Annotated in this window: 23 protein-coding genes and 1 pseudogene; 8 read left to right on the top strand and 16 right to left on the bottom strand. The window is 72.5% G+C overall.

Translation table 11 applies throughout. From position 1 onward, the window contains the following. Positions 1 to 12: 12 nt before the first annotated feature. Entirely contained in the window at positions 13 to 2202 is a 2190-nt protein-coding gene (locus tag Athai_RS07095; RefSeq protein ID WP_203960741.1) for an alpha/beta hydrolase family protein, read from the top strand. A 127-nt stretch (positions 2203 to 2329) separates the two neighbouring features. Further along, a complete protein-coding gene (locus Athai_RS07090; RefSeq protein WP_203960740.1) occupies positions 2330 to 3610 on the top strand; it encodes an MFS transporter in 1281 nt (426 codons plus the stop codon). A gap of 189 nt (positions 3611 to 3799) precedes the next feature. Here the strand turns inward: Athai_RS07090 and Athai_RS07085 are convergent, their stop codons facing one another. The 4 genes from Athai_RS07085 to Athai_RS07070 all read right to left on the bottom strand — a co-directional run bounded on the left by Athai_RS07085 (position 3800) and on the right by Athai_RS07070 (position 6871). Then, on the bottom strand, positions 3800 to 4093 hold the full coding sequence (locus Athai_RS07085; protein WP_203960739.1) for a DUF1330 domain-containing protein: 294 nt from the start codon (positions 4091 to 4093) through the stop codon (positions 3800 to 3802). Between the two features lie 254 nt (positions 4094 to 4347). Beyond that, positions 4348 to 4806, bottom strand: coding sequence for a MarR family winged helix-turn-helix transcriptional regulator (locus Athai_RS07080; RefSeq protein ID WP_239156766.1), 459 nt, complete (start codon positions 4804 to 4806; stop codon positions 4348 to 4350). 143 nt (positions 4807 to 4949) lie between these two features. Next, positions 4950 to 5600: a response regulator transcription factor gene (locus Athai_RS07075; protein WP_203960738.1), complete on the bottom strand. Its 651-nt coding sequence runs from the start codon at positions 5598 to 5600 to the stop codon at positions 4950 to 4952. Further along, on the bottom strand, positions 5588 to 6871 hold the full coding sequence (locus Athai_RS07070; RefSeq protein ID WP_203960737.1) for a sensor histidine kinase: 1284 nt from the start codon (positions 6869 to 6871) through the stop codon (positions 5588 to 5590). Before Athai_RS07070 ends, Athai_RS07075 begins: the two co-directional genes overlap by 13 nt. A 135-nt stretch (positions 6872 to 7006) precedes the next feature. Between Athai_RS07070 and Athai_RS07065 the strand changes: the two genes are divergently transcribed. Beyond that, on the top strand, positions 7007 to 7522 hold the full coding sequence (locus Athai_RS07065; RefSeq protein WP_203960736.1) for a hypothetical protein: 516 nt from the start codon (positions 7007 to 7009) through the stop codon (positions 7520 to 7522). A 437-nt stretch (positions 7523 to 7959) separates the two neighbouring features. Here Athai_RS07065 and Athai_RS07060 read toward each other — a convergent pair whose 3' ends face one another. From Athai_RS07060 to Athai_RS07050, 3 genes are read right to left on the bottom strand one after another with little or no spacing between them, the layout of a single operon-like run. After that, complete coding sequence (locus Athai_RS07060) at positions 7960 to 8157, bottom strand: zinc-binding dehydrogenase (protein ID WP_239156765.1); 198 nt, start codon at positions 8155 to 8157, stop codon at positions 7960 to 7962. Positions 8158 to 8174: 17 nt separating this feature from the next. Beyond that, a complete protein-coding gene (locus Athai_RS07055) occupies positions 8175 to 8414 on the bottom strand; it encodes a zinc-binding dehydrogenase (protein WP_239156764.1) in 240 nt (79 codons plus the stop codon). Between the two features lie 5 nt (positions 8415 to 8419). Then, positions 8420 to 8932, bottom strand: a complete 513-nt coding sequence (locus Athai_RS07050; RefSeq protein ID WP_203960733.1) for an alcohol dehydrogenase catalytic domain-containing protein — start codon at positions 8930 to 8932, stop codon at positions 8420 to 8422. 51 nt (positions 8933 to 8983) lie between these two features. Here Athai_RS07050 and Athai_RS07045 point away from each other — a divergent pair, with 51 nt between their 5' ends. Then, entirely contained in the window at positions 8984 to 9637 is a 654-nt protein-coding gene (locus tag Athai_RS07045) for a TetR/AcrR family transcriptional regulator (protein ID WP_239156763.1), read from the top strand. Between the two features lie 400 nt (positions 9638 to 10037). Here the strand turns inward: Athai_RS07045 and Athai_RS07040 are convergent, their stop codons facing one another. Then, positions 10038 to 10460, bottom strand: coding sequence for a nuclear transport factor 2-like protein (locus Athai_RS07040; RefSeq protein WP_203960732.1), 423 nt, complete (start codon positions 10458 to 10460; stop codon positions 10038 to 10040). Positions 10461 to 10544: 84 nt separating this feature from the next. Here Athai_RS07040 and Athai_RS07035 point away from each other — a divergent pair, with 84 nt between their 5' ends. Beyond that, positions 10545 to 11384: a helix-turn-helix domain-containing protein gene (locus Athai_RS07035; protein ID WP_203960731.1), complete on the top strand. Its 840-nt coding sequence runs from the start codon at positions 10545 to 10547 to the stop codon at positions 11382 to 11384. A gap of 221 nt (positions 11385 to 11605) precedes the next feature. Further along, the gene (locus tag Athai_RS33970) at positions 11606 to 13150 is read left to right on the top strand and encodes a DUF1707 SHOCT-like domain-containing protein (protein ID WP_239156762.1); all 1545 of its coding nucleotides are present in this window, start codon (positions 11606 to 11608) and stop codon (positions 13148 to 13150) included. A 413-nt stretch (positions 13151 to 13563) separates the two neighbouring features. Here the strand turns inward: Athai_RS33970 and Athai_RS07015 are convergent, their stop codons facing one another. After that, positions 13564 to 14406, bottom strand: a complete 843-nt coding sequence (locus Athai_RS07015) for an alpha/beta fold hydrolase (protein WP_203960730.1) — start codon at positions 14404 to 14406, stop codon at positions 13564 to 13566. Positions 14407 to 14549: 143 nt separating this feature from the next. Between Athai_RS07015 and Athai_RS07010 the strand changes: the two genes are divergently transcribed. Further along, entirely contained in the window at positions 14550 to 15131 is a 582-nt protein-coding gene (locus tag Athai_RS07010) for a TetR/AcrR family transcriptional regulator (RefSeq protein WP_203960729.1), read from the top strand. A gap of 197 nt (positions 15132 to 15328) precedes the next feature. On the opposite strand, the gene Athai_RS07005 is transcribed toward Athai_RS07010, so the two are convergent. Beyond that, positions 15329 to 15916 carry a hypothetical protein gene (locus tag Athai_RS07005; RefSeq protein WP_203960728.1) on the bottom strand — a complete coding sequence of 196 codons (588 nt, stop codon included), beginning with the start codon at positions 15914 to 15916 and terminating at the stop codon, positions 15329 to 15331. Positions 15917 to 16184: 268 nt separating this feature from the next. On the opposite strand from Athai_RS07005, the gene Athai_RS07000 reads away from it, so the two are divergent. Further along, positions 16185 to 17306, top strand: coding sequence for a serine hydrolase domain-containing protein (locus tag Athai_RS07000; protein WP_203960727.1), 1122 nt, complete (start codon positions 16185 to 16187; stop codon positions 17304 to 17306). Positions 17307 to 17622: 316 nt separating this feature from the next. Here Athai_RS07000 and Athai_RS35235 read toward each other — a convergent pair. The 6 genes and pseudogenes from Athai_RS35235 to Athai_RS06965 form a co-directional block, all read right to left on the bottom strand. Beyond that, positions 17623 to 18152 (bottom strand): annotated as a pseudogene (locus tag Athai_RS35235) (transposase family protein); the annotation flags it as partial. 66 nt (positions 18153 to 18218) lie between these two features. After that, entirely contained in the window at positions 18219 to 18626 is a 408-nt protein-coding gene (locus tag Athai_RS06985; RefSeq protein ID WP_203960724.1) for an SgcJ/EcaC family oxidoreductase, read from the bottom strand. Then, the gene (locus tag Athai_RS06980; protein ID WP_203960723.1) at positions 18623 to 19213 is read right to left on the bottom strand and encodes a MarR family winged helix-turn-helix transcriptional regulator; all 591 of its coding nucleotides are present in this window, start codon (positions 19211 to 19213) and stop codon (positions 18623 to 18625) included. The genes Athai_RS06985 and Athai_RS06980 overlap by 4 nt, the downstream gene beginning before the upstream one ends. A 60-nt stretch (positions 19214 to 19273) precedes the next feature. Further along, positions 19274 to 20152, bottom strand: a complete 879-nt coding sequence (locus Athai_RS06975) for an aldo/keto reductase (protein WP_203960722.1) — start codon at positions 20150 to 20152, stop codon at positions 19274 to 19276. A gap of 149 nt (positions 20153 to 20301) precedes the next feature. Next, positions 20302 to 21780 carry an alpha/beta hydrolase gene (locus tag Athai_RS06970; protein ID WP_239156761.1) on the bottom strand — a complete coding sequence of 493 codons (1479 nt, stop codon included), beginning with the start codon at positions 21778 to 21780 and terminating at the stop codon, positions 20302 to 20304. A gap of 53 nt (positions 21781 to 21833) precedes the next feature. Then, the gene (locus tag Athai_RS06965; protein ID WP_203960721.1) at positions 21834 to 22313 is read right to left on the bottom strand and encodes a hypothetical protein; all 480 of its coding nucleotides are present in this window, start codon (positions 22311 to 22313) and stop codon (positions 21834 to 21836) included. Positions 22314 to 22448: the final 135 nt, after the last annotated feature.

Below are 22448 nucleotides of genomic sequence, written 5' to 3'. Positions count from 1 at the left end.
ACGGAGGTGTCGATGAGCGGGAACGAACTGCCGGCCGCGGTGCGCCGGGCGTCCTGGGCCGGGATCGCGATCGCGGCGCTGTTCACCGCGTTCGCCTGGACCACGACGCAGCTCCACGCGGTGCGCGCACCCAGCGCCTGGCACCACGACCCGTACGACACGGTCGTCTCCTGCACCCAGTTCCTGGTGCCGGCGCTGGCCGTGGCGATGCTGGTACGCATCGTCGACCGCACCGGGCAACGGATCCCGCCGGCGGGCGACCTGCTGCGCGCCGGTCGGGTCCTGGTCGGGCTGGTCGGCGCGACCGTGGCCGTCGACTGGATCGCGGTGGCCCTGCGCACCGATCGGGCCCCGTGGAACGCGACCGGGCGAGCGCTGATCGTGGCACTGGCCGTGCTGACCGTCGGCACCGCGCTGGTCGCCGGCACGGTGCGGCACGCCTCCCGGGTTGCCGGCGCCGACGACGGCGCAGCGCAGGCACCCGACTGGACCGACGGCGTACTCGCCTCGCTGGCCGACCTGCTCGCCCGCTTCGGGCGACCCGGCAGGGCAGCGGCCGGCGCCGTCGGCTGGCTGCGCCGGGTGGCGGTCGGCGGGCGGCACGGGCTCCGCCGGCACCGCCTGGCCACCGCGGCGCTGGTCTGCGGCACCTTCGCGGCCGGGCTCACGCTGGCCGAGGCGCTCGGCGACGGGCTCGGTGCGCAGCCGGCGGCGGCAGCGGCGACCCGCACCGCGGTGGGTACCGCCTGCCTGCTGACGGCCGTCCTGCCGCTCGGCGGCTACCTTCGGGTGCTGCATCTCCGCCCGACCAGGACACCCGCGCCGCCCGCCACCCCGAGACCACCGGGCCGCGCCGGGCGCCGCCCCGCGCTGGTCTGCGCCGGCTACGCGATGCTCGCCGGCGTGCCGGTCGCGGTGGGGCTGCGCGCCGGCATCGGTGCCCTGTTCGACTATCCGGTCACCGGATGGGGCAGGCTGGTACGCCTGATCATCGTGGTCGCACTGCTCTTCGGGTCGCTCACCGCGCTGACGCAGGCGATCCGGCGCCGCCGCCACCGCATCAGCCAGGCGCTGCTCGGCCTGCCGCTGGTGGTCCTGCTCGCGCTCGCCGGCACGGTGACCTACCTCGGGGTACGGCACGTGTTGCCACGCACCCTGCCGGCGCCGACGGGCCCGTACCAGGTGGGGCGCACCGCCTACGACTGGACCGACGGCCACCGCATCGACCCGCTCGCACCCGATCCCGGCCAGCACCGCGAGCTGTCGGTCTGGGTCTGGTATCCGGCGCCCGCCGGCACCACCGGCGCACCCGCACCGTACGCGCCGGGGCACTGGGCCGGCATGCTGCAGTTCGGCATCCTCGCCAACCGACTCGACGCGGTACGCACCCACTCGATCGAGGGCGCGCCGGTGTCCGCCGGCCGGTTCCCCCTGGTACTGCTGGAACCCGGGATGGGGCTCGGCGCACCGCAGTTCAGCACCCTGGCCGAGAATCTCGCCAGCCACGGCTACGTCGTCGCCGGCGTCACCCCCACCTACAGCGCCAACCGCACCGTCCTGCACGGGCACGCCGTCGACGCCACCACCCGCGGCAACCCGCGGAACTTCAGCCAGGCCGCCGGCGACCGCCTGGTACCGGTGTGGGCCGCCGACGCCCGCTTCGTCGCCCGGCGGATGGCCGCTGTCGGCGGTCCGCTGTCCGGCCACGTCGACGCCACCCACGTCGCCTACCTCGGGCACTCCTTCGGCGGAGCGGCATCGCTGCAGGCCTGCCACGACGACCCGCGCTGCGCCGGGGCCGCCGACCTGGACGGCACCCCGCACGGGCAGGTGGTCACCACGGGGCTGACGGCGCCGATGATGCTGCTCGGTACCCCCGGCGACTGCCTCGCCGGCACCTGTCACCCGGCCGACGCCGCCCACCGGGAGATCCTCGCCGCCAGTACGTCGCTGCGGGCGGCGAGCAGCGGGCCGAGCTTCCGGTACGAGATCGCCGGTGCCGAGCACTTCAACTTCACCGACTACGGCGCGTACTACATTCCCCGGGCACTGCACGGGCTGACCCAGCTCGGCCCCATCGACGGCGATCGCGCGCTGGTCGTGGTGTCCGCCTACGTCACTGCGTTCGTCACCGCCGTCCTGCGCGGTGGTCCGCCGCCCGAGCCGGACCGTCGCTATCCGGAGGTACACGCGGTCACCTGACCTCACGCGAGCCCTTCACAAGACCGATCGACGCTCAAGCGGAGGCGGACCGGCGGGCCGCTGCCACAGCTCATTGCCGCCCGGGATCGCAGCGCTACGATCGCTGCTTCGGACGAGCGGAGGGCCGTTGCGTCGCCAACACGGGCTCGGTGAGGACTTCCGCAGGCTGTGGGCCGGTTACACGGTCAGCGCCGCGGGGAGCGCGGTCGGCTCGGGGGCGCTGCCGCTGATCGCGCTGCTGGCCCTGCACGCCTCGACGTTCCAGGTGTCGCTGCTGGCGGGGTTGTCGGCGGTCGCCAGCGCGGCGATCGCGCTACCGCTGGGCGTGCGGATCGAGTACCGGCGCAAGCGCCCGGTGATGATGTCCGCGGACGTGCTGCGCTTCGCGGTGCTGGCGAGCGTGCCCGCCGCCGCGGCCCTGGGGGTACTGACCTACCCGCAGTTGTGCGTCGTCGGCGTCGTGCAGACAGCGGCCTCGGTGGCGTTCAACGCGGCGAGCGGCGCGCATCTCAAGGCGCTCGTCGAGCCGGCCGGCCGGATCCGAGCCAACAGCGCCTTCGAAACGACGAACTGGGTCAGCTCCAGTGCGGGCCCACCGCTGGGCGGACTGCTGATCGGCGTGCTGGGCACGACGGCGACGATGGCGGTGGACGCGATGTCCTTCCTCGGCTCGGTGGCCGGGATCCACCGCATCCGCCGGCCGGAGCCCACCCCACCCGCCCGTACCGACCCGCCGCACCTGTGGCGCGACGTCACCGCCGGATGGCGCCACCTGCTCGCCCGGCGCGGCCTGCGGGTGCTGTTCGTCAACTCCCTGCTGTTCGGCGGCCCGGTCATGATGGCATCGCCCCTGATGGCCGTGCTCATGCTGCGCAACCTGGGCCTGGCACCGTGGCAGTACGGCCTGGCACTCGGCCTGCCGTGCCTGGGCGGGGTGCTCGGTTCACACCTCACGCCCGCGCTGACCCGACGCCTGGGACCGCGCCGGACCCTGCTGCTGTCCGGAGCCGGCCGCGCACCCTGGCTACTCCTGCTGCCGCTGACACCCGCCGGCGCGCTCGGCGTCGGCGCGATCGTCGCCATCGACTTCGGCCTGCTGTTCGCCGCCGGGGTGTTCAACCCGTCGTTCTCGACCTATCGGATGGACGCGACCGACGATGCGTTCATGTCCCGCGTCGTCACCAGCTGGTCGATCAGCTCGCGGGTGGTGCAGGCGCTGTTCATGCTCGCCGGCGGCGTGATCGCCGACCTGCTGGGCGTTCGCCCGGCGCTCGCGATCGCCGGGACGCTGTGCCTGGCCAGCGCGTTCCTCCTACCATGGCGCCATCGTCGATCCGCCGCCGTGCCCGCCCCGCGCGCCGAGCCGGCGGCCGTCGCTCCCCGGCCCGAGACGGCCGCACCGGACTGACCTCGGCGACCTCCCGTGGACGGCGGTCCAAGCGTTGCCGACTCGCTCGCACCGGTCGCCGACATCATCGACGACCGGTCCTGGTCCACGGCTACGCTCGGCGCGGCACCGACGGCGCTCCTTGCAGGCACAGCGAACGATCGGCCGCCACGTTCACGACCTGGTGTCGCTGTTCGAGCGCCGCACTCGTCAGTCGAGGCCTTCGACGATGCGGAAGTCGCGCTCGACGCCGTCGGCGAGTGCGTCCAGCGCCTCCTGGTAGGCCGCACTCGCACGCGCGGCGACCGCCTGTTCGAAACTGTCGAACTCGACCAGGACGGTGCGCTCGGCGATCCCGGCGTCGTGGCCGACGACCCGGCCGCCGCGGACGATGGTCCGCCCGCCCGCGGCCCGGACGGCTGGACCAGCCAGCTTGTTGTAGGCAGCCAGCTTCTCGGGGTCCGCGATGGTGCGGTAGACGCTGACCCAGTAACCCTTGGCCACGGTGCCTCCTGTGTTCGGTGGTGATGCTCGGATCCATGTCGGCGCGCTGTGGCAGCGAGCCGGCGGCAACGGCGTCGACGTCGGACGGATTCGGTGCTCGGCTTCCGGTTCGACACGACCAGCCCCGGCCGGGCGCACCGGCTGGGGCTGTGCTCGGACTGGGTCGCGGGTGGTGAGCGTCAGCGAGGGGCAGCGGGGCCGGCCACCGTCGTGATCGCCGTCGCGGTGATGCCGGCCAGCGCCGCGGTCCGCGGTCACCGGACCGGCTCTTCTCGGCCGCGGCTTTCCCACTCCGCCAGCCGCAGCAGCGCCGGAAGCGCTGCGGCGAGAGCCTCGACCTCGTCGCCGGTGAGTTCGTCGATCAACCGCGCGTACGCGTGGACGCCCGCCTGGTGCCGTGTCCGGACGTAGGACGCGCCGGCCTCGGTCAGGCACACCAGCGTGACCCGCTTGTCGGACGGGTCGCCCTTCCGCTCGACCAGCCCGGACTCCTCCAGCACCCGGACCAGGACGGTCATCGCGGGCTGGGTGACGCCCTCGGCCACCGCCAGATCGGTGATCCGTCGCGGGCCGGTCTTGTCCAGGGTGGCCAAGGTGGCGGCGGATGCCAGGCTCATGTCGCGAGGGAGCCGCCGCACGGCGCTGGTGGCCAGCTCGTAGAGGGCCGACCCGATGGCATCGGAAGCCCGGTGCCCGGTGTCTCGACGACTCACGCCTGAAGCATAGCAGATTTATATGAATCGTTTATGCATTGCCTGGCGTCGCTGAGCCGCCGCCCGCCCGTCTCACGAGAACCCCTGGCGGTCGGTGACAACGAGTCGCGTTCAGGTCCAGGTGCCCCAGGCCCACAGCAGCGCTATGCGGTCGCGACGCCGAGGAAGCGCAGTACCGCCAGGACGCGGCGGTGGTCGGCGTCGGCCCTGGGCAGGTCGAGCTTGGTGAAGATGCTGTTGATGTGCTTGGCGACCGCGCTCTCGCTCACCACCAGTTCGGCCGCGATGCCGGAATTGGACCGGCCGCCCGCCATCAGCTCCAGCACCTCCCGCTCGCGCGGTGTCAGCCGGTCGAGCGGGTCGCTGTGCCGGCGCACCAGCAGCTGCGCGACGACCTGCGGGTCGAGCGCGGTGCCGCCGGCCGCCACCCGTCGTACCGCCTCGGTGAACTCCTCGACGTCGGCGACCCGTTGCTTGAGCAGGTAGCCGACGCCCGAGGTGTTGGCGGCGAGCAGATCGGCGGCGTACCGCTCCTCCACGTACTGCGACAGCAGGAGCACGGCGGTACGCGGGTACTGGCGGCGGATCACCAGCGCGGCGCGTACTCCCTCGTCGGTGAAGCCGGGCGGCATGCGCACGTCGACCACGGCGATGTCGGGCCGGTGCTCCTCGACGGCCGCCAGCAGCCCTTCCGCGTCGGTGACCTGCGCGCACACCTGGAAGCCGGCCGCCTCCAGCACCTTGACCACGCCGATGCGCAGCAAGAGGGAATCCTCGGCGATCACGGCGCGCACGGCAGCTCCACGGTGATGACGGTCGGGCCCCCGGCGGGGCTGCTGCAGGAGTACGTGCCGTCGACGGACGCGACGCGCCTGGCGAGCCCGGCGAGCCCGGTGCCGCCGGCCGCTGCGAGATCCGCGCCGCCCGCGCCGTCGTCCGCGACGACCACGAGCAGTGTCTCCCCGAGCCGCTCCACGGTCACGTCCGCCCGGGTCGCCCGGGCGTGTTTGACCACGTTCGTCAGGGCCTCGGAGACCACGAAGTACGCGACGGCCTCGACGGTGGGTGAGGGGCGCTGCGGCAGGTCCACCGCCACGCGTACCGGGATCGGGAGGCGGGCGGCGACCCCGGACAGCGCGGCGTCGAGGCCGCGGTCCTCGAGGACGGCCGGGTGCAGGCCGCGCACCAGGTTGTTCAGCTCGGCGATCGCCTCCTTCGCCTCGCGGTGCGCCTCGTCGATCACCGTGCGGGCGTCCGCCGGTAGGTCGCCGAGGGTGGACCTGGCCAGTCCCAGGTTGACGGCGAGCGCGACGAGGCGCTGCTGCGCGCCGTCGTGCAGGTCGCGCTCGATCCGCCGCCGCTCCTCGTCGGCGGCGTCGAGCACGCCGGCCCGGCTCGCGGTGAGGTCGGCAACCCGGCGGGCCAGCTTCTCCGTACGGCTGGGGCCGAGCAGGACCTCGGCCGCCCGGCTCTCCAGCCGTACCAGAGCGCCGGTCAGCCGGGGCGCGAGGAACAGCAGGGCGAGGCCGCCGGCGGTGAGGTACGCGGCCTGCACGGTGTATCCGAGGTCACTGACCCGCCACTGCGGGGGCAGCGCCCAGATCCACACGTAGATGGAGGCCGCCGCGAGAGCGGCGGCCCAGACGGCGAGGACGGCAAGGTCCACGACGGCGAGCAGCGGACCCGCCACGGCGTGGTAGCAGGCCTGCCGCCACCAGGACCGGGTGGCCAGCCGGCGCACCGCCGACTTCCAGCCGCGTCCCGGCCCGGGTACCGCAGGGCGCGGGAGGTCCCTGCCGACGAGCGCCCGGTAGCGCCGCCTTTGCCCGGCGGTCAGCAGAGGCGTCACCACGAGCGCGAGCAGCACGGGCAGCGCCGCCAGTGGGAGCAGCGCCGGCCGCAGGGTCGCGGCCGGCACCAACGCCGCCAGCGTGCCGACCAGCCAGAGCCACAATGGCACCACGGCGAGGTGGAGCGGCAGGCCGGCGGCGACGAACGCGGTCCGGCGTCCCGCCCCGCGGAACGGCCCGGCCAGCACCCGCTGCGGCCACGTCGCGAATTGCATGCGTCAAACGGTAAAGCCGCAGGCCATCCCCGTGCCATGAGGCTCCTGCCCGGCTCGGGGGTGCACTTGTCTCCACCCCGGGTCGGAACCCTGCGTGACTGACGGCGCCCTGGTGCGCGGCGGAGGCTGGAGCGCGTGAACGGGAGAGCCGGCGGCGAGCGGGGGAAGACGATGCGTGAACTGGCCTGGTGCGATGCGGAAGTGGTCGGTGCCGAGGACCTCGACCGCGCCGAAGTCAACCCGCTGCGCGAAGGAGCGGAGGGGCCGCGCCCGCCGTGGGGCATGCGGCGGGCCGGGTGGCTGCTGGTCGCCTGCGGGCTCGCCCTGCTGCCGTGGCTGTACGTGTTGGCCACCGACCTGCCGGCCACCGCGACCGCGGCGCACTGGCCGGTCGCCTGGGTCGGGCTCGACGCGCTGGAGGCGCTCGGCCTGATCGCCACCGGCCTGCTCGCCGCGCGGGGCGACCGGCGGCACGCGCTACCGGCCGCCGCGACCGCGACGCTGCTGGTGGTGGACGCCTGGTTCGACACCACGACCGCGGCCCCGGGCGGCGACTTCGCCACCGCGGTCGCCATGGCGCTCGGCGCCGAGCTGCCACTCGCCGCGCTGTGCGGCGGGCTGGCGCTGCGGACACTGAGCCGCTCCGCGTGACGCCGAGGTACCCGGCGACGTACCGGGAACGAATCCATCCACCACAGCTGGTGTGGGACATCAGCCTGCATCCTCAGCTCCGAAGCCTGCACGGCCGGAGGCGTCAACACCAAAGCCGAACGGATCACGAGGCAGAGGCGCGGCCACACCGTGCCGGAACTGCCAGGCGTCGCCGGTGCCCCGGAGGATGCCGACCTGGGTGCAGAAGTCGAGGAACCGCCTGAGCCCCAACGGAAGACGACCGATCAAGCCCGCCCACACCCACGTACCGGAGCCGGTCCGGGCTGATCGCGGCGCCGGCCAGCAACGTCAGGTCACCCACGACGACCGCTGCCGACCTCGACGGACAGAACTCCAGGAACGTCATGGCCCCGGCGGCGAACAGCACGATGTCCTGCGATCGGCTGTGCACCAGGCCGAGAGCCAGCGACAGTGGGTCACGGTGTCAGGACGACACGCCCGAAGACATCGCCGGCATCCATACGCCGGTGGGCGTCTGCCGCGGCTTCGAGCGGCAGGACGGCGTGGACGACGGCGCTGAGGTCGCCCCGCGCCGCGGCGTCGAACTGGTCGGCGCGTACCCGGGCCACGTCAGCTCGCGGCACCGTGTCCAGGCTGAAGGTCGCGACCGACACGGACCGCTGGAACCGGCTCAGCAGCACCGAGCCGAAGTCCGCCGGCGGGGGCCGGCGACGAGGCCGACCAACACCAGCCGGCCATTGGGTACCAGCCGCGTGAGGAACGCGGGCAGCGCTGGCCCGCCGACGATGTCGACGATCACATCGAAGCCGGCTGGTTCGTGACCGCGCAGACTGTTCCCGGCACGGTCCAGCACGTGGGTCGCGCCGTACTCCATCAGCCGCTCGCCCCGCTCGGCTGACGACGTGGTCACCGCGACTACCCGTGCGCCAGCTCGGGCGGCGATCTCCACGGCCGCGATGCCGATGCTGCCGGCCGCACCACGTACCAGCACGGCCTCCCCCTGGTGAAGTACGCCTGCCGCAGGGCGAAGTGCGCCACCGGGGCCGCGCTGCCGAGTGTCACCGCGTCGACGGCCGCCAGGTCGGTGGGAAGCGGCGTGACGTTCTCGATCCGCGCGACCACGTGCTCGGCGTAGCCGCCGGAGACGCCGGTGAACGCCCAAACGCGTCGGTCGAGCCACGACGCCTCGACGCCCTCCCCCACGGCCGTGATCGTCCCAGCCACCTCGCTTCCCGGTACCAGACCATCCTGAGGCATGGACGGGCCGAGCGCGCCCAGCGTGCCGCGCCGGATGACCGCGTCGACTCCGCCGACCCCGATCGCCTCGGTCTGGATGACGACCTCGCCTGCGCGTGGGCTGGGGACCGGGACCTCGACGATCTTCATGCCGGCCGGGCTGCCGAAGGTACGGATGGAGACTGCTCGCATGCATCGCTCCTGGCTGGTTCGATCCGGTTGACTCCAGTACGATCGAACGTAGTGGACGTGTGCGTCCACTTTCCTGTGGTGAGAGAGATCGGCGGAAAGATGACTCACCTGCTGCGTGTCGACGCAAGGGAGAACCGCGACCGGGTCCTCGCCGCGGCCCGGGAGTTGTTCGCCGAATCCGGACTGGAGGTGACGATGCGACAGGTTGCCCGGCGTGCCGGCGTCGGACCCGCGACCCTCTACCGCCGGTTCCCGACGAAGCACGACCTGGTGCTCGAGGCGTTCGAGCACGAGCTCGCCGAGTGCAGCTCGATCGTCTACGACGGCGCCGCCGACCCGGACCCGTGGCGCGGGTTCTGCTTCGTCGTCGAGCGCACCCTGCTCCTCAACGCGCGCAACCAGGGCTTCACGGACGCATTCATGTCGGCGCACCCCGACGTCGTCGACTTCGCGGCACACCGCGAACAGCTGGGCCGTACCGTCACGACCATCATCCGTCGCGCGCAGGCTGCAGGTCGGTTACGTCCGGACTTCGTGTTCGATGACTTCGCGGTCATCCTGCTCGCCGGTCGCGGGCTCACCGCCGCACCCGCCTCCACGCGCGACGCAGCAGTACGCCGTTTCGCGGGCTTCACGATCGACGGCCTCCGCGCCGCCGCCACCGAGGCAGACATCCGGTCCGGCAACGGTCGATCGCCGTCATAGCAACGACTTCCCCGGCAGTAGGTGGCCACGACGAGCAGCCCGCCTCGCCAAGGCCATCCACGTCCTCCACGACCACGAACACACCGCAGAATGAAGGGCTCATGTGCGTGTCTCGACACGACCTGCACTAGCCTGCTGTCCAGGTGAACGGGTCGTCGACGCGCTCGATGGACGGTGATACCGGTGCCGGCAGCCAACCACCCGAGTCTGCTGCGCACCTCGCCCCGGTTCGGTTACTACTGGCTGGCGCGCACCATCTCGATGGCCGGCACGGCCGCCAGCGGCACGATCCTGCCGCTCCTGGTCTACGACCCGACCCAGGCCGCGACGACCAACGCTTCCGGGGCAATGCCGCCGGAGCATGGCGACCCGGCCGGGCCGGCGGAGTTCTCCGCTCGCGTCAGCCGACGTACTGGTGGTCGGTGCGGATCCGTCCCGCATCGTCGACGGTGATGACGTCGGCGCCTCCACCGTCGACCGTGCCGTTCGCGGTCGACCGCATCGACCAGCGCACCGCGTACACGGCGGGCATCAGGACGGACACCTCGTCCACCACGAACACGTGCTCGCCGGACGCGACGAACATCTGGTACGCGCGGTCCACCCGGCGACGTAGCGCGTCGTGCCCGCGTACCACCAGCGGCGGCGCCGGGACCGCCAGCTCGGCGGCGGCGTCCCGGATCTGCTGGGGTGGGTGGACGAGGACGTGGACGGCGTCGGGGGCCCAGAGTTCGGTGATGATCGCGGCGCGGGCCGCGGGGTCGGGTTCGTTCCACTGCGCGAGGTACCGGTCGGCCAACGTGGTGGCGTCTGTGCTGTGCATGCGCTGAAGTCTGCGGCCGGTCCGGCGGCGATGCGATTCCCCGGAAGGAATGGCGTGCACACCACCGTCGGGTATGAAGAAGCCATGACGAGCACGCTGTCGGGCGGGCGGTTCGCGGCGGAGCTTCGGCTGTGGCGCCACCGGCGCCGGCTCAGCCAGCTGGAGCTGGCGACCGCCGCCGGTACCACCCAGCGCCACCTGAGCTTCCTGGAACAGGGCAGATCCCGGCCGGGCCCGGCGATGGTGGTCCGGCTCGCCGAGTCGCTGCGGCTGTCGCTGCGGGAACGCAATGCCCTGCTGCACGTCGCCGGCTTCGCCCCGGTGTACCCCGAATCCGGCCTCGGTGCTCCCGCACTCGGGCCGGTCCGGCACGCGCTCGACACGATCCTGCACGGCCACCTGCCGTACCCGGCGGTGGTGGTCCGGCCCTACGGTGAGCTGGTCGCGGCGAACGCCGCGTTCGGCGTACTCACCGAGGGCGCCGACGAGTCGCTGCTGGTACCGCCGGTGAACGTGTTGCGGCTCGCGCTGCATCCGCGCGGCATGGGCCCGCGGGTGGCGAACCTCGCGGACTGGGGCCGGCACATCACCGGCGGGCTGCGCGACCTGTCGCGCCGCAGCCCGGACCCGGCGCTGGCCGCGTTCGTCGCGGAGCTGGACGGGTACCTGCCCGACGTGTCGCCGGGGCCGGAGTACCTGGGCTTCGCGGTGCCGTTGCGGCTGCGGGTCGCGGCCGGCGAGCTGCGGCTGATCACCACGCTGACCTCGTTCGCGACCGCGGTGGACGTGACGCTCTCGGAGCTGCGGCTGGAGGCGTTCCTGCCGGCCGACGAGGCGACGGCCGAGATGCTGCGCCGATGGCACACCGACAGCGCCGATCCCGCGCCCCCGGCCGACCCGGCGGCCCGCCGCGGCGCCGGCTGAGCCCGATCGACCGGCGGTGACGACCGCGATCCGTTGGTCGGCCGCACGTGCCCTTCGGGCGACCGGCGCGGGCCACGGCGGCCTGCTCGTCGAGCGTCACCGGCTCACCGGTCCACGACACCCGGAACCGCCGCCGCGCATCGATCCTGCTCTGGCGGCCAAGATCGATGCCAGCCACGGCGCTCGGGATCGATTTTGTCGCGAGCTCCTATGCTCGCGCCATGATGTTGGGGTGGTCGGACGGGGGGTACGGCGAGCTGCGCGCCACCGCCGATGACCGGCGCGCGGTACGGCGCCTGCTGCACACCGCTGAGGCCGAGGGCCGGCTCGATGCGGCCGAGTACGACCGACGGCTGCGCGCCGTGGACGACGCGGGCACCCGGGCCCGGCTCGCGGCGCTGACGAGCGACCTGCCCACCCGGCGGGGCGAGCGCGACTGGGACAACCGCGCCCGTATCCGCTCCGACGACCGCGAACTGGCCGTTCGGATACTCGCCGAGGCCGCCGCGCACGAGCGACTGTCGAGCGCCGAGTACGAGCAGCGCGTCGCCACACTGCCCGCGGTCGTCAGGTACTCCCAGCTCAAGCGGCTCCTCGACGGCCTGCCCGGCTGGCCGGACGCGCCCGACGATCTGCTGGCCGACACCGCGGACCGCGACGCGGCCCGTACGGCCCTGCACGAGGCGGTGCGCGACCACCGGCTCGACCCGGTCGAGGTACCCGTCCTGGACGCCGAGATCGGCCAGGCCCGGCGCCGATCCGACCTCGCCCGGCTGGTCGCCTCGCTCGACGACCGGGTCGGGGACCGCCGCCGCGACGAGGCCGCCCGCGACCTCGATGCCGCGTACCAGGCGGGTCAGCTCGACGCCCACGAACAGGCCGAGCGCGCGGCGAAGCTACGTCACGCCGTCAGCGGCCCCCAACTCACCGCGTTGCTGCGGGACCTGACCGGTGCCGACCGGCGACCCGCCGACTCCGACCGCGCGGCCACGATCCGGGCGCTGGGCACCGCGCTCGACCGCGGCCGGCTCACCCTGCCCGAGTACGAGGATCGCCTCGCCGCCGCGGCCGCGGCGATCACCACCTCGGCGCTACGCGACCTGCTGGCCGATCTGGCCGACCCGCCGAAGCGCCGTCGCCGCGGGCCGCTGGACGTCGTGTTCGACCACACGGTCGGAAACTCGGCCCTGCTGCAGCAATCAGACCGCTGGTGGAGACGACCGTTTCCCAAACCGGCCTGGAAACTTGCCGTCGGCGCAGCGCTGATCGCCCTCGCCGGGCTGACGGTACGGTTCCCGATCGCCATCGTCGGGTGGGTCGTCGGGGGTGGCTTCGCTCTCCTGATCTACATCTGGGCGCTGGCGCTGCTCGTCGGACGCCGCGCCGGCACGACCATCGATCGGCGCGCCGAGTGGCTCCGGCGCCGCGTGCAGGACGAACTGCGCGCGCTTCCCGGCGTGTCCGGCGCGAGCATCAGCTACGGGGGATCGAACTGGCGGGAGAAGCCCGACAGCAGCGTACTCACGGTACGGCTCGAACTCGACTCCCCGGACCAGCCGCCACGCCAGGAACTCATCGACGCCGTGGCGCGGGTGTTGTGGCTCAGCCGCATCTACCCACTCGGATCGGTCGGCCTCATCCTGGGGTCGGCCGATGACCGACACACCATCGAGATGAACCGAGCCGGCCGGCGCCGGCTGCGCGAAACGTACGGACCGCGCCCCTACGGCCCGCTCCCCTCCTGGCACACCGATTCCACGGACTGACCGACCCGGGCGGTTCGGCCGGTCCTGCCGACCCGCTTCGGCAACCTGGGGTGCAGCGGTCGGTCGGAATCGGCGTGACCCATGGGTGCACGACGTCTTCCGGCGGGCCGGCCTGCGCACCAGCTCTGGTGGCCGTGCTGCGACCCGGCGGCAACGAATGTGCGGTCCATCGGTGAAGAAGCGCGGAATCGACCGCGAGGACGACACCAGCGTGGCGGCGGGATCACCGCGCCGCATCGTGCGACCGGGCGGCATCGACATCGTCGGTCGCGGCTTCCAGTGCCGTGGCGCGAACCTGCACGTGTTCATCAACGGCGCCTGGTACCGAATCGGACTGGACGCTCTGTGTCGCACCCATGGACGATCGAGCCGCCCGTGGGCGGCGGTGAGCGTTCGGTGCGCCCACCTTCGGGTCAAGTGCGGCCCAGGACGGCGCGGATGATCTCGGCGCTGGCGGCCGGCTCGGATGCGAGTCCCTGGTGGTCGCCGGGGAACTCGATCGGCCGAACGCCGAGCAGCTCGGCCAGTATCCGGGCGGATCGTGCCGGCACGCCTTCTCCGGATGCGGCCCCGACCCCGACGGTGATCCGGACCCGGCCGGAACGTAGGGCGGCGACGTCCGCGGCGAAGCGCAGTACCGGCAGCAACAGGTGGGCCAGGAAGTAGTCCAGGTTGCCTTGGGTGCGGGACCCGCCATCGCGGGCCAGGGCGGGCCGGTGGGGCATCAGGGGAGGCTCGGCGTGACCACCCGCGGCGGTCGCGTCGGCGGCGAGGAACGTGCCAGCTGCGTCGATCCACGGCGTGTCGTGGACGTCCTGGAACGCCGCGCGCCAGCGGTCGCGGTCGGGCAGCAGTCCCGGCAGCGGGGGTTCGTGCACGAGCAGTTCGCGCACCTGCTCGGGGTGGTGGGCCGTCAGGTGCAGACCGGCGAGCGCGCCGCCGCTGTTGCCCACCACGTAGCACGGCTCACTTCCCAGCGCAGCCAGCAGCCGGTGGGCGTCGTCGCTCAGCGACGCCACCTCGGTGTCGACGGGTGGCCCGGCGAGCAGGCCGCGAGACGGGCCGCGCCGGTGGTACGTGACGACTGCGTAACGGTCGGCGAGGCACGCCGCCACCCCGGACGGCGCTCCCAGGTCCGTGGGCCCGCCGGGAATGATCAGCAGCAGCAGCGGCCCGGTCCCCCGTACCTCGTAGCACAGGCTGGCGCCAGGGACCTCCAGCGTCCCGGTCTCGATCGGTGCCTGGACAAGGTTCATCGGCGTTTCCGTTCTCGGTCGTCGCAACCAGGACAGGAGGCGCCCGGCTCAACGGAACGGGACGTCTCGTTTGCTGTCGAACAGCGTAAGTCAACCCTTCCTGCACGTCAACACGAGACGTCTCGTTCCGCTAGACTGTCGGCATGACTCCCGCACCCAATCCCGAACGCCGCAACGAACGCTCCCGGCGCGCGACCCTGGACGCGACCATCGAGCTGGTCGGCGACCGCGGGTACGCGCAGGTCACGATCGAAGCCATCGCCGCCCGGGCCGGGGTCAGCAAGCAGACGATCTACCGGTGGTGGCCGTCGAAGGCGGCGCTGGCCCTGGAGGCGATCAACGACTTCGTCGGCGAAGCGATCGACTTCCCCGACACCGGCGACGTCGCGGCCGACCTCGTCCAGCAGCTCAACGAGGTCGTCCGCCTGCTCAAGGGCCCGATCGGGGCAGTGTTTCGTGGCATCGTCGCGGACGCGCAGAGCGACCCGTCGATCGGCGCCGCGCTGCGCGAGAACATCATCGAACCCCGCACCCGACTGTGCGAGAAACGGCTGACCGCCGCCATCTCCACCGGCCAGCTGCGCTCCGACATACCCACCCGCGCCATGACCGAGATGATCTACTCGGTCGTGTACTTCCGGCTCCTGTTCGGCACCGACGAGCTCGACGTCGGCGACATCCCACAGATCCTCGACCACACCCTCACCGGCCTTCGCCCCCGATAGCCGAACCTCGGTCGTGGCTCCCGCAGGGCGACGCCGATCCTCGACGCCGGCTGCCGAAGATCGGCGAGACGGCGCTGCGCTAGCCGGAGACGCTGCCGTCGGCCCCGTCGAGGGTGACGATCAAGAAAGACGCCGCCGGCCGGTGCGTCGCCCCGTTCGTGGTGCAGGCCAGCCCGGAGGAGACGCTGTCTGCCGCGTCAGCGGTCGAGGACGGTGTGGGTGACGTTCGCGGTGTGCCCGCCGACGGTGTACGTGACGCCGACGGCCAGCGCGACCGCGAGCGCCACCAGCAGGACCGCCGCCGCGACCAGTTGCTGTGGTGGCCGAACCCACCGCGACCCCGGTGACGGCGGCGTGCCCGGCTGCGCCGCACCGATCGAGTAACCGCGCCCCCTCTCCGCTCCGATCGAGGTGTGGTCGGCGATTGTCCGGACACTCCCCGGCGCCGGTCCGAGATCGGCGGGCTGCATCGACACGGGTGCACGGTCGGGGTCGGTCCGGGGTGGGGCACCCTGGTCTAGGGCGGCGCGGGCGGCTGCCCACGGGCGTACGTCGTCGATGCCGCAGGCGCGGACGAACGCGACGAGCAGCTCCTCGCGCGGCAGCCGGTCGCGGCCGAGCATGCTCGCCGCGGTCGAGTACGGCAACGTGTCTCCGGCGGCGCGAGCGCGGCGTTCCAACTGCCGGTAGCTGCGCCCGGACCAGGCCTTGAGCCGCCGCAGTTCGACCATGAAGGCGGCCCGGTCCGCCGGTGCCGTCGGCTCGGGCGGTGCGGTCTCCGGCATGTGTACCCTCCTCGGCTCGCCGGGCTTCGCCGGCTCTGCGGCTCCTGCTCGGCTCGTTGGTCCTGCACGGCTCGTTGGTCCTGCACGGCTCGTTGGTCCTGCTCGGCTCGTTGGTCCTGCTCGGCTCGTTGGTCCTGCTCGGCGGCCTGGTCATGCTCGGCGCGCCGGTTCTGCTCGGTCGTTCGGCGGTCGTACCGCCAGTGTCTCGCACAGTCTCGAACAGGCCGACGTCTTGTTCGCCGCCCCGACCGCCGGCAGCGTGGGACCGATGAGGCGATGGGTACGCCGGCTGGGCCCGGCTGCGGTGCTGATGGTGGCGGCGGTGACGCTCACCGGTTGCGGCGACGGGATGGCGGACGCGCACTGCCCATGGCGTGCGGAACCGGTGGCCCCGTTCGTGACACGCACGTTTCCGGCCGGGGCGAGCGGCACCGTGCTGGTGGCCGCCGACGACCGCATCCGGTACTGCCAGGGCGTCGGCTGGGCGGACCGGCACGCCCACCGCCGCGCCGGCTGCGACACCGGCTACGACATCATGTCGATCACCAAGCAGTTCACCGCGGCGGCGATCCTGAAGCTCGCCATGCAGGGCAGGCTACGGCTCGGCGACCGGATCGACCGCTTCCTCGGCCCGGTACCGGCCGACAAGCGCCGCATCACGGTGCGTCAGTTGCTGACGCACACGGCCGGGCTGGTCGAGTCGCTCGGCGACGACTACGACCCGCTGTCGCGCGACGCGATGGTACGGACCGCCCTGGCGTCCCGGCTGCGCTCGGCGCCGGGGCGCGAGTTCCGCTACTCCAACGTCGGGTACGGCCTGCTCGCCGTGATCGTCGAGCACGCCGCCGGCACGAGCTACGAGCGATACCTGGCCCGGTACCTGTTTGCGCCGGCCGGCATGACGCACACCGGGTACGTGCTGCCGCGCTGGCGGCGCGGCCAGGTCGCGGTGGAGTACGACGACCGGGGCCGGTCGCACGGCCGCCCGTTCGATCATCCTTGGGCGGCCGACGGACCGTACTGGAATCTGCGGGGCAACGGCGGGATGCTGTCCACCGCACGGGACATGTTCCGCTGGCAGCGGGCGTTGACCGGTGACGCGGTGCTGTCGGGATGGGCGAAGCGGCAGCTGTTCGGCCGGCACGTCCGGATGGCCGACTCGGACGACCACTACGGCGACGGTTGGGTGCTGTCGGACACCGACGTCGGCGAGGTCGCCTGGCATGACGGCGGCGACACCTGGTCGCTCGCGGTGTTCGCGCGATCGCTGCGGGACGACCGGATGGTGTTCTGGGTCAGCAACCACGCCTACCAGCAGCATCGCTGGAACCTGGAGAACGCTCAGGCCGAGCTGACCATCGGCGCCCTCTGCCGCGCCCGCACCGACTGAACAGCGATCAGGCATGGCTGACGCCACCGCGGGAATCGAGCCACGCGGCCGTCGGCTCGTCCGGTCGCGCAACTCCGCATGGTCAAGATCGGTGGTGCGTACGGAATCCTCGTTCAGCGGTGCCGACGAATCCCGCCCAGTCCACCAACCAGCGCTGCAGAGCGGCACCCGAGACCGGTGACTGCCCGCCGTGCCTCCGAGACTCGGGCACCCCTGCGGCTCGGAGTGCCTGTGTCTGTCCATGCTGGACGGTCACCGCATCGCCGTGCACGACAACCGCCCCGGCCAGCGGGCCGCAACGACTCACCTCCGGGTCGCCCTGGTAGCCGCCTCGGCCATCACCGCCGCGCCGGCACACTGGTGGTCGACACCGGAGTCGGTGCAGGCGGTGCAGTCGTTGCGGTTGCCGGGCAACGGATCTCCCACCGCGACGGTCAGCCGGGTGTTGGCGTCGATGACGACCTGCAGGTTGGTGGAGTACCGTTAGTTCTTCGACCGGGCCGACATGCTCCGGTTGTGGGTGGGCAGCAACGTGCCGTCCACGATCAGCACCGCCGCTGGCCGATGCCGGCGGGTCTGGGACTCCAACACCAGGTGTGGGGCGAGGTGATCGACGATGCGCCCGGCCGCGGACTTCGATACTCCGAACAGCGGGGCGATCTGGCGCAGGGCCAGGTTGGTGCGGTAGTGGCGACGGCCACCAACAGCACCCGGTCGGCCAGCGGCAGCCCCCCACCGGCGCCCGGCACCGGTCTGCTGACCGCCGCGACCAGCCACGATGCCCACGAACTTGGCGAACTGTCGCTCGGACAGACCGGTGAACACCGGGATCCACTGCAGGCTGATCGGACCTGATCGTCTGCTCCACACCAAGATCAACGACCGAACCCGCCCACGATTACGGGACAACCTTTAGCGGGTGGCGTAGGTGTGCTTGGCGCGGGTGCTCATCTCGGTGTTGTGGAATGCCACGCATTGCCAGCGTCCGGAGCTGCGCCGCAGGGTGTAGGTCTGAAACTTGTCGAAGTCGATCGGGTCGGTGGTGCCGATGCCGCCGATCGTGGTGACCACGGCGGTGTCGGGGTCCAGGATCCGTACGTCGATCGGCTCGACCACCATTCGGGTGCCGCGCTGCCAGCGGGTGAACACTTCGTGGTGGGTCTGCTCGATGGCCGCGCGGCCGAGCAGCGCGTCTCCCAGGAAGATCACGTAGGAGGCGTCGTCGGCGAACTCGGCCGCATAGCGTGCTGCGTCGCCGGCGTCCCAGGCCTGCCGCACTCGATCGAGGTAGTCCTGCACCGTGTCCTGCTCGAGCGTCATTGACTTCTCCTGTCTTCGAGGCCGCTCCGGCGGGCGTCGTTCGTTCCAACTGAAACTATTACGTTTGGAATCGTTTTGCCAACTTCGGCCGCGGTGGTGGGAGTCGGATCACCAGACTCGGGCCGGGCGCCCCCGGGCTCGACCGCCGCGTTGTCGTACACGATGCCCAGCAGCCGGCGCAGCTCGGCCTTCTCGGCGTCGGACAGCCCGGCGGTCAGGCGACGCTCCGAGGCACCCGCCAGCTTGGTCAGCGAACGCAGCTCGGATCGGCCGTCCAGCGTCAGCTGGACCAGTTTGACCCGGGCGTCGACCGGCGATTCGCGGCGCTGGACCAGACCCCGCTCGATCAACAGCGCGAGCAGGGCGACGAGGCGGCTCGGCGGGATACCGAGGGCCGCGGCGAGTTGCTGTTGGGCGTGCTCGCCGCCGTCGCGCAGGCCGCGCAGTACCGCGAAGTGGCGCGGATGCAGGTCGCGTTCGGACAGCGCGCGCTCGAACGCCAGCGCCGCGGCGTTGCCGACCGCGGCGACCGCGAAGCCGAGCGGCTCGTCGGGGCCGATTCCGTGGGTGACAGGTGCCTTCCTCACCCGGACACCATAACTTCCAACCGGAACGATATCGCCGGCGCGGCGCCGGCATGGGCCGGCTCAAGCGGCCAGCGCGTCCAGCTGGGCGAGGTGTGCTGGATCCAGCCGCACCGTGGCCGCGGCCACGTTCTCCTCCAGGTGCGGGATCGAGGTCGTGCCGGGAATCGGCACCATGTTCTCGGCTCTGGCGAGCAGCCAGGCGAGCGCGAGCTGGGCCGGTGTGGCACCGGTCGCACCGGCGATGCCGCGCAGCGGGCCGTCCGGCTGGGCCAGGGCACCGATGTCGAGCGGGAACCAGGAGATGAACGGAATCCCCTGCCGTGTGCAGTGGTCGAGCACGTCGTCGTGCTGGCGCTGGGTGAGGCTGTACTGGTTCTGCACGGAGGCGATGTCGACGATCTCGCGGGCGGCGGTGATCTGGTCCACCGTCACCTGGTTGAGTCCGATCGCGCCGATCTTCCCCTCCTCCTGCAGCTTCTGCAACTCGCCGATCTGGTCTTCGAAGGGCACCGCGGGGTCGACCCCGTGCAACTGGTAGAGATCGATGTGGTCGACGCCGAGCCGACGCATGCTCAGTACGCACTCCTGCCGCAGGTACTCGGGGCGTCCGAGCACGGCGTAGGAGCCTGGACCCGACTGCGTCTGGCCGCCCTTGGTGGTGATCAGCACGTGCTGCGGGTACGGGTGCAGCGCGGTACGGATGATCTCCTCGCTGATGTGCGGGCCGTACACGCTGGCGGTGTCGATGACATCCACGCCCAGCTCGACCGCGCGCCGCACCAGCCGGACCGAGTCCCCCCGGCTGGCTGGTTCGCCCCAGACGCCGGGACCGACCAGGCGCATGGCGCCGAAACCGAACCGGTGCACGGTCTTGCCGGCCAGCCGGATCGTGCCGGATGCGTGGCCGACGCGGTCGCCGGCGGATGGTTCGTCGCTCATGTGTGCTCCTTGTCAGGTCGGCGGTCGGGGCGACGCCGGGGCCGGCATCGAAGACCCGGCACGGCGGCGGGGCCGGGGCGGGCGCGCACCGTTCGAACCGCGGTCTCGACGAATCGGACCGGCTGTTGCCCGGCGTGCGGGGCCGGTGGTCAGGGGCTCGCGGGCTGCGCGGGGCAGTACGCGTCGTGCGATGGTCGCCGGCCGGTCGCCAGGTAGTCGGTCACGGCGTTGTTCGCGCAGCGGTTCGAACCCGTCAGGTAGACCACGTGCCCGCCCTGGTCGACGGTGAGCAGCCGGGCCCGCCGGCCGAGCGCCCGGCGGGTGCGCAGCGCCCCGCGCAGCGGGGTCGCCGGGTCGCGCAGGTTCTGCACCATCAGGATGGTGGACGGTCCGCGGTCGGTGATCGTCACCGTCGGCTCCACCGGAGCGTGCCAGAAGGCGCACGGCCGGATGTTGGCCGCGAACGCGCCGTACATCGGGTAGCGGACCCGGTCGAGCGCGACGTTGCGCTGGTAGGTCGCGACCGACCTCGGCCAACGGGAGTCACCGCAGATCACCGCGAGGTAGGCGGCGGGGTAGTTGTCGGTGTAGGCACCACCGCCGGCGCCACCGACGCACGGCAGCGGCTGGTTCGCGTCCAGGGCGTGCCAGGTGGCGGCCAGGCAGGCGAAGCCGCTGTCGGCGCGGATCCCGGCCGCGGTGACGACGCGGAACGTCGTACCGTCGTAGCCTTGGACCGGCTCGTGGTCGAGCCGCGCGGCGAGCCGGAAGTAGGTCCGGCGTACCGCACGCGGTGTGCGGCCCAGGTGGTACCGGCCGGGTCGGGCGGCGGCGAACCTTGCGAAGTCGGGGAAGCGGGTCTCGAAGCCCGCCGCCTGGCTGCGCAGCGCCGCGACGTCGTAGCCCTCCGGCGGCAGGCTGCTGTCGAGCACCACGCGGTCGCCGCGATGCGGGAACAGCGTGGCGTACACGGCGCCGAGGTAGGTGCCGTAGGACTCGCCGTAGTACGAGATCCTCGGTACGCCCAGCGCGGCCCGGATCCGGTCCATGTCCCGGGCGGTGTTCGCGGTGGTGATGTAGGGCAGCAGGTCCGCGGTGGCCGACGTGGCGCACTGGCGGGCGAGCCGCTTCGCGGTCACCGCCTGCTTCGCCACGTCGGCCGCGTCGGCCGGGCTCCGCGGGTTGGCCGCCACCCCACCCTGGGCAGCGTCGAAACCGCAGGTCACCGGGGTGCTCTGGCCGACGCCGCGCGGGTCGAAACCGATCACGTCGTACCGGTCGCGTACCGTCCGGGGCAGCTTCAGCAGGTTGGGGGCGGGAAGTCCAGGCAGGCCCGGCCCGCCGGGGTTGACGACGAGCACACCGCGCTTGCGGGCCGGGTCGGTGCTCGCCAGGCGAGAGACCGCGACCCGGATCGTTCGGCCGCTGGGGTGCCGGTAGTCGAGCGGCACTCTCAGCCGTGCGCACTGCAGCCCCGCCTCGACCGGGCTGGGGCACGCGCCCCAGTGCAGCGTCGACCGGGCCGGCGCGCCCGGCGCCGCGGACGACGCGCCCGCCGGTGCCGCACCCGGGATCATCGCCGCGGCGGCGGCCACGACGGCCAGCGCCGCGAAAGGTGTCCTGCGCATGGTTGCGCTCCTCATCGCCTCGAAACGGTGGGTGACGCGTGCACCGCGGCGGATCAGCCGCCCGCGAACGCACTCGCCCGCACACCCGCGGCGGCCCGCTTGCGCCGGGCGCGGTGCAGCACGACGACCAGCACGAAGACCTGCAGCAACAGTTCCAGGCTCGGCAGCTCGGCGGTCACCTCGGTACGGACGTGCCCGGCACGGCGGATCGTGCCCGCGGTCGCACCGTCGTCGCCGACCATCGCGTACTCCCGGCTGGCCGGCGCGGTCTGCCGGAAGCCGACGGTGCGCCCGGAGCAGCTCAGCTGCCAGCTGCGGCCGACCCGGTCGGTGGTCGCCACCACCGCCCCGTCGGCGTCGAGAAGCTCGTAGACGCCGCTGAAGCGGTGCGCGCGGACAAGGTAGCCGGCGCCGTGCAGGGTGAACCGCGCACCGATGCGCCCCCGGCGTAGCAGGACGCGCGTCAGCGGCCGGCCGTCCTCGGTGAACTCGTACTGCTGGCCTGGCGGATGCGCCCTCTTCGCATGCAGCATGAGCACAGTGCAGCACCGGCCGCCCCGCCGCACCCATGCCATTTGTCATACCTGCCCCGATCGGGTCGAGGGCCGGCACGTGCCGGCCCGCATCGCCCACGCTGCAACGCCCGGCGGCCGCTGGTGCGGGCGCGC

The sequence above is a fragment of the Actinocatenispora thailandica genome, from assembly GCF_016865425.1.
GTDB classification, from domain to species: Bacteria; Actinomycetota; Actinomycetes; order Mycobacteriales; family Micromonosporaceae; genus Actinocatenispora; species Actinocatenispora thailandica.
Note: the sequence above shows the minus strand (reverse complement) of the source record. Positions and strands in the feature narration are given on the sequence as shown.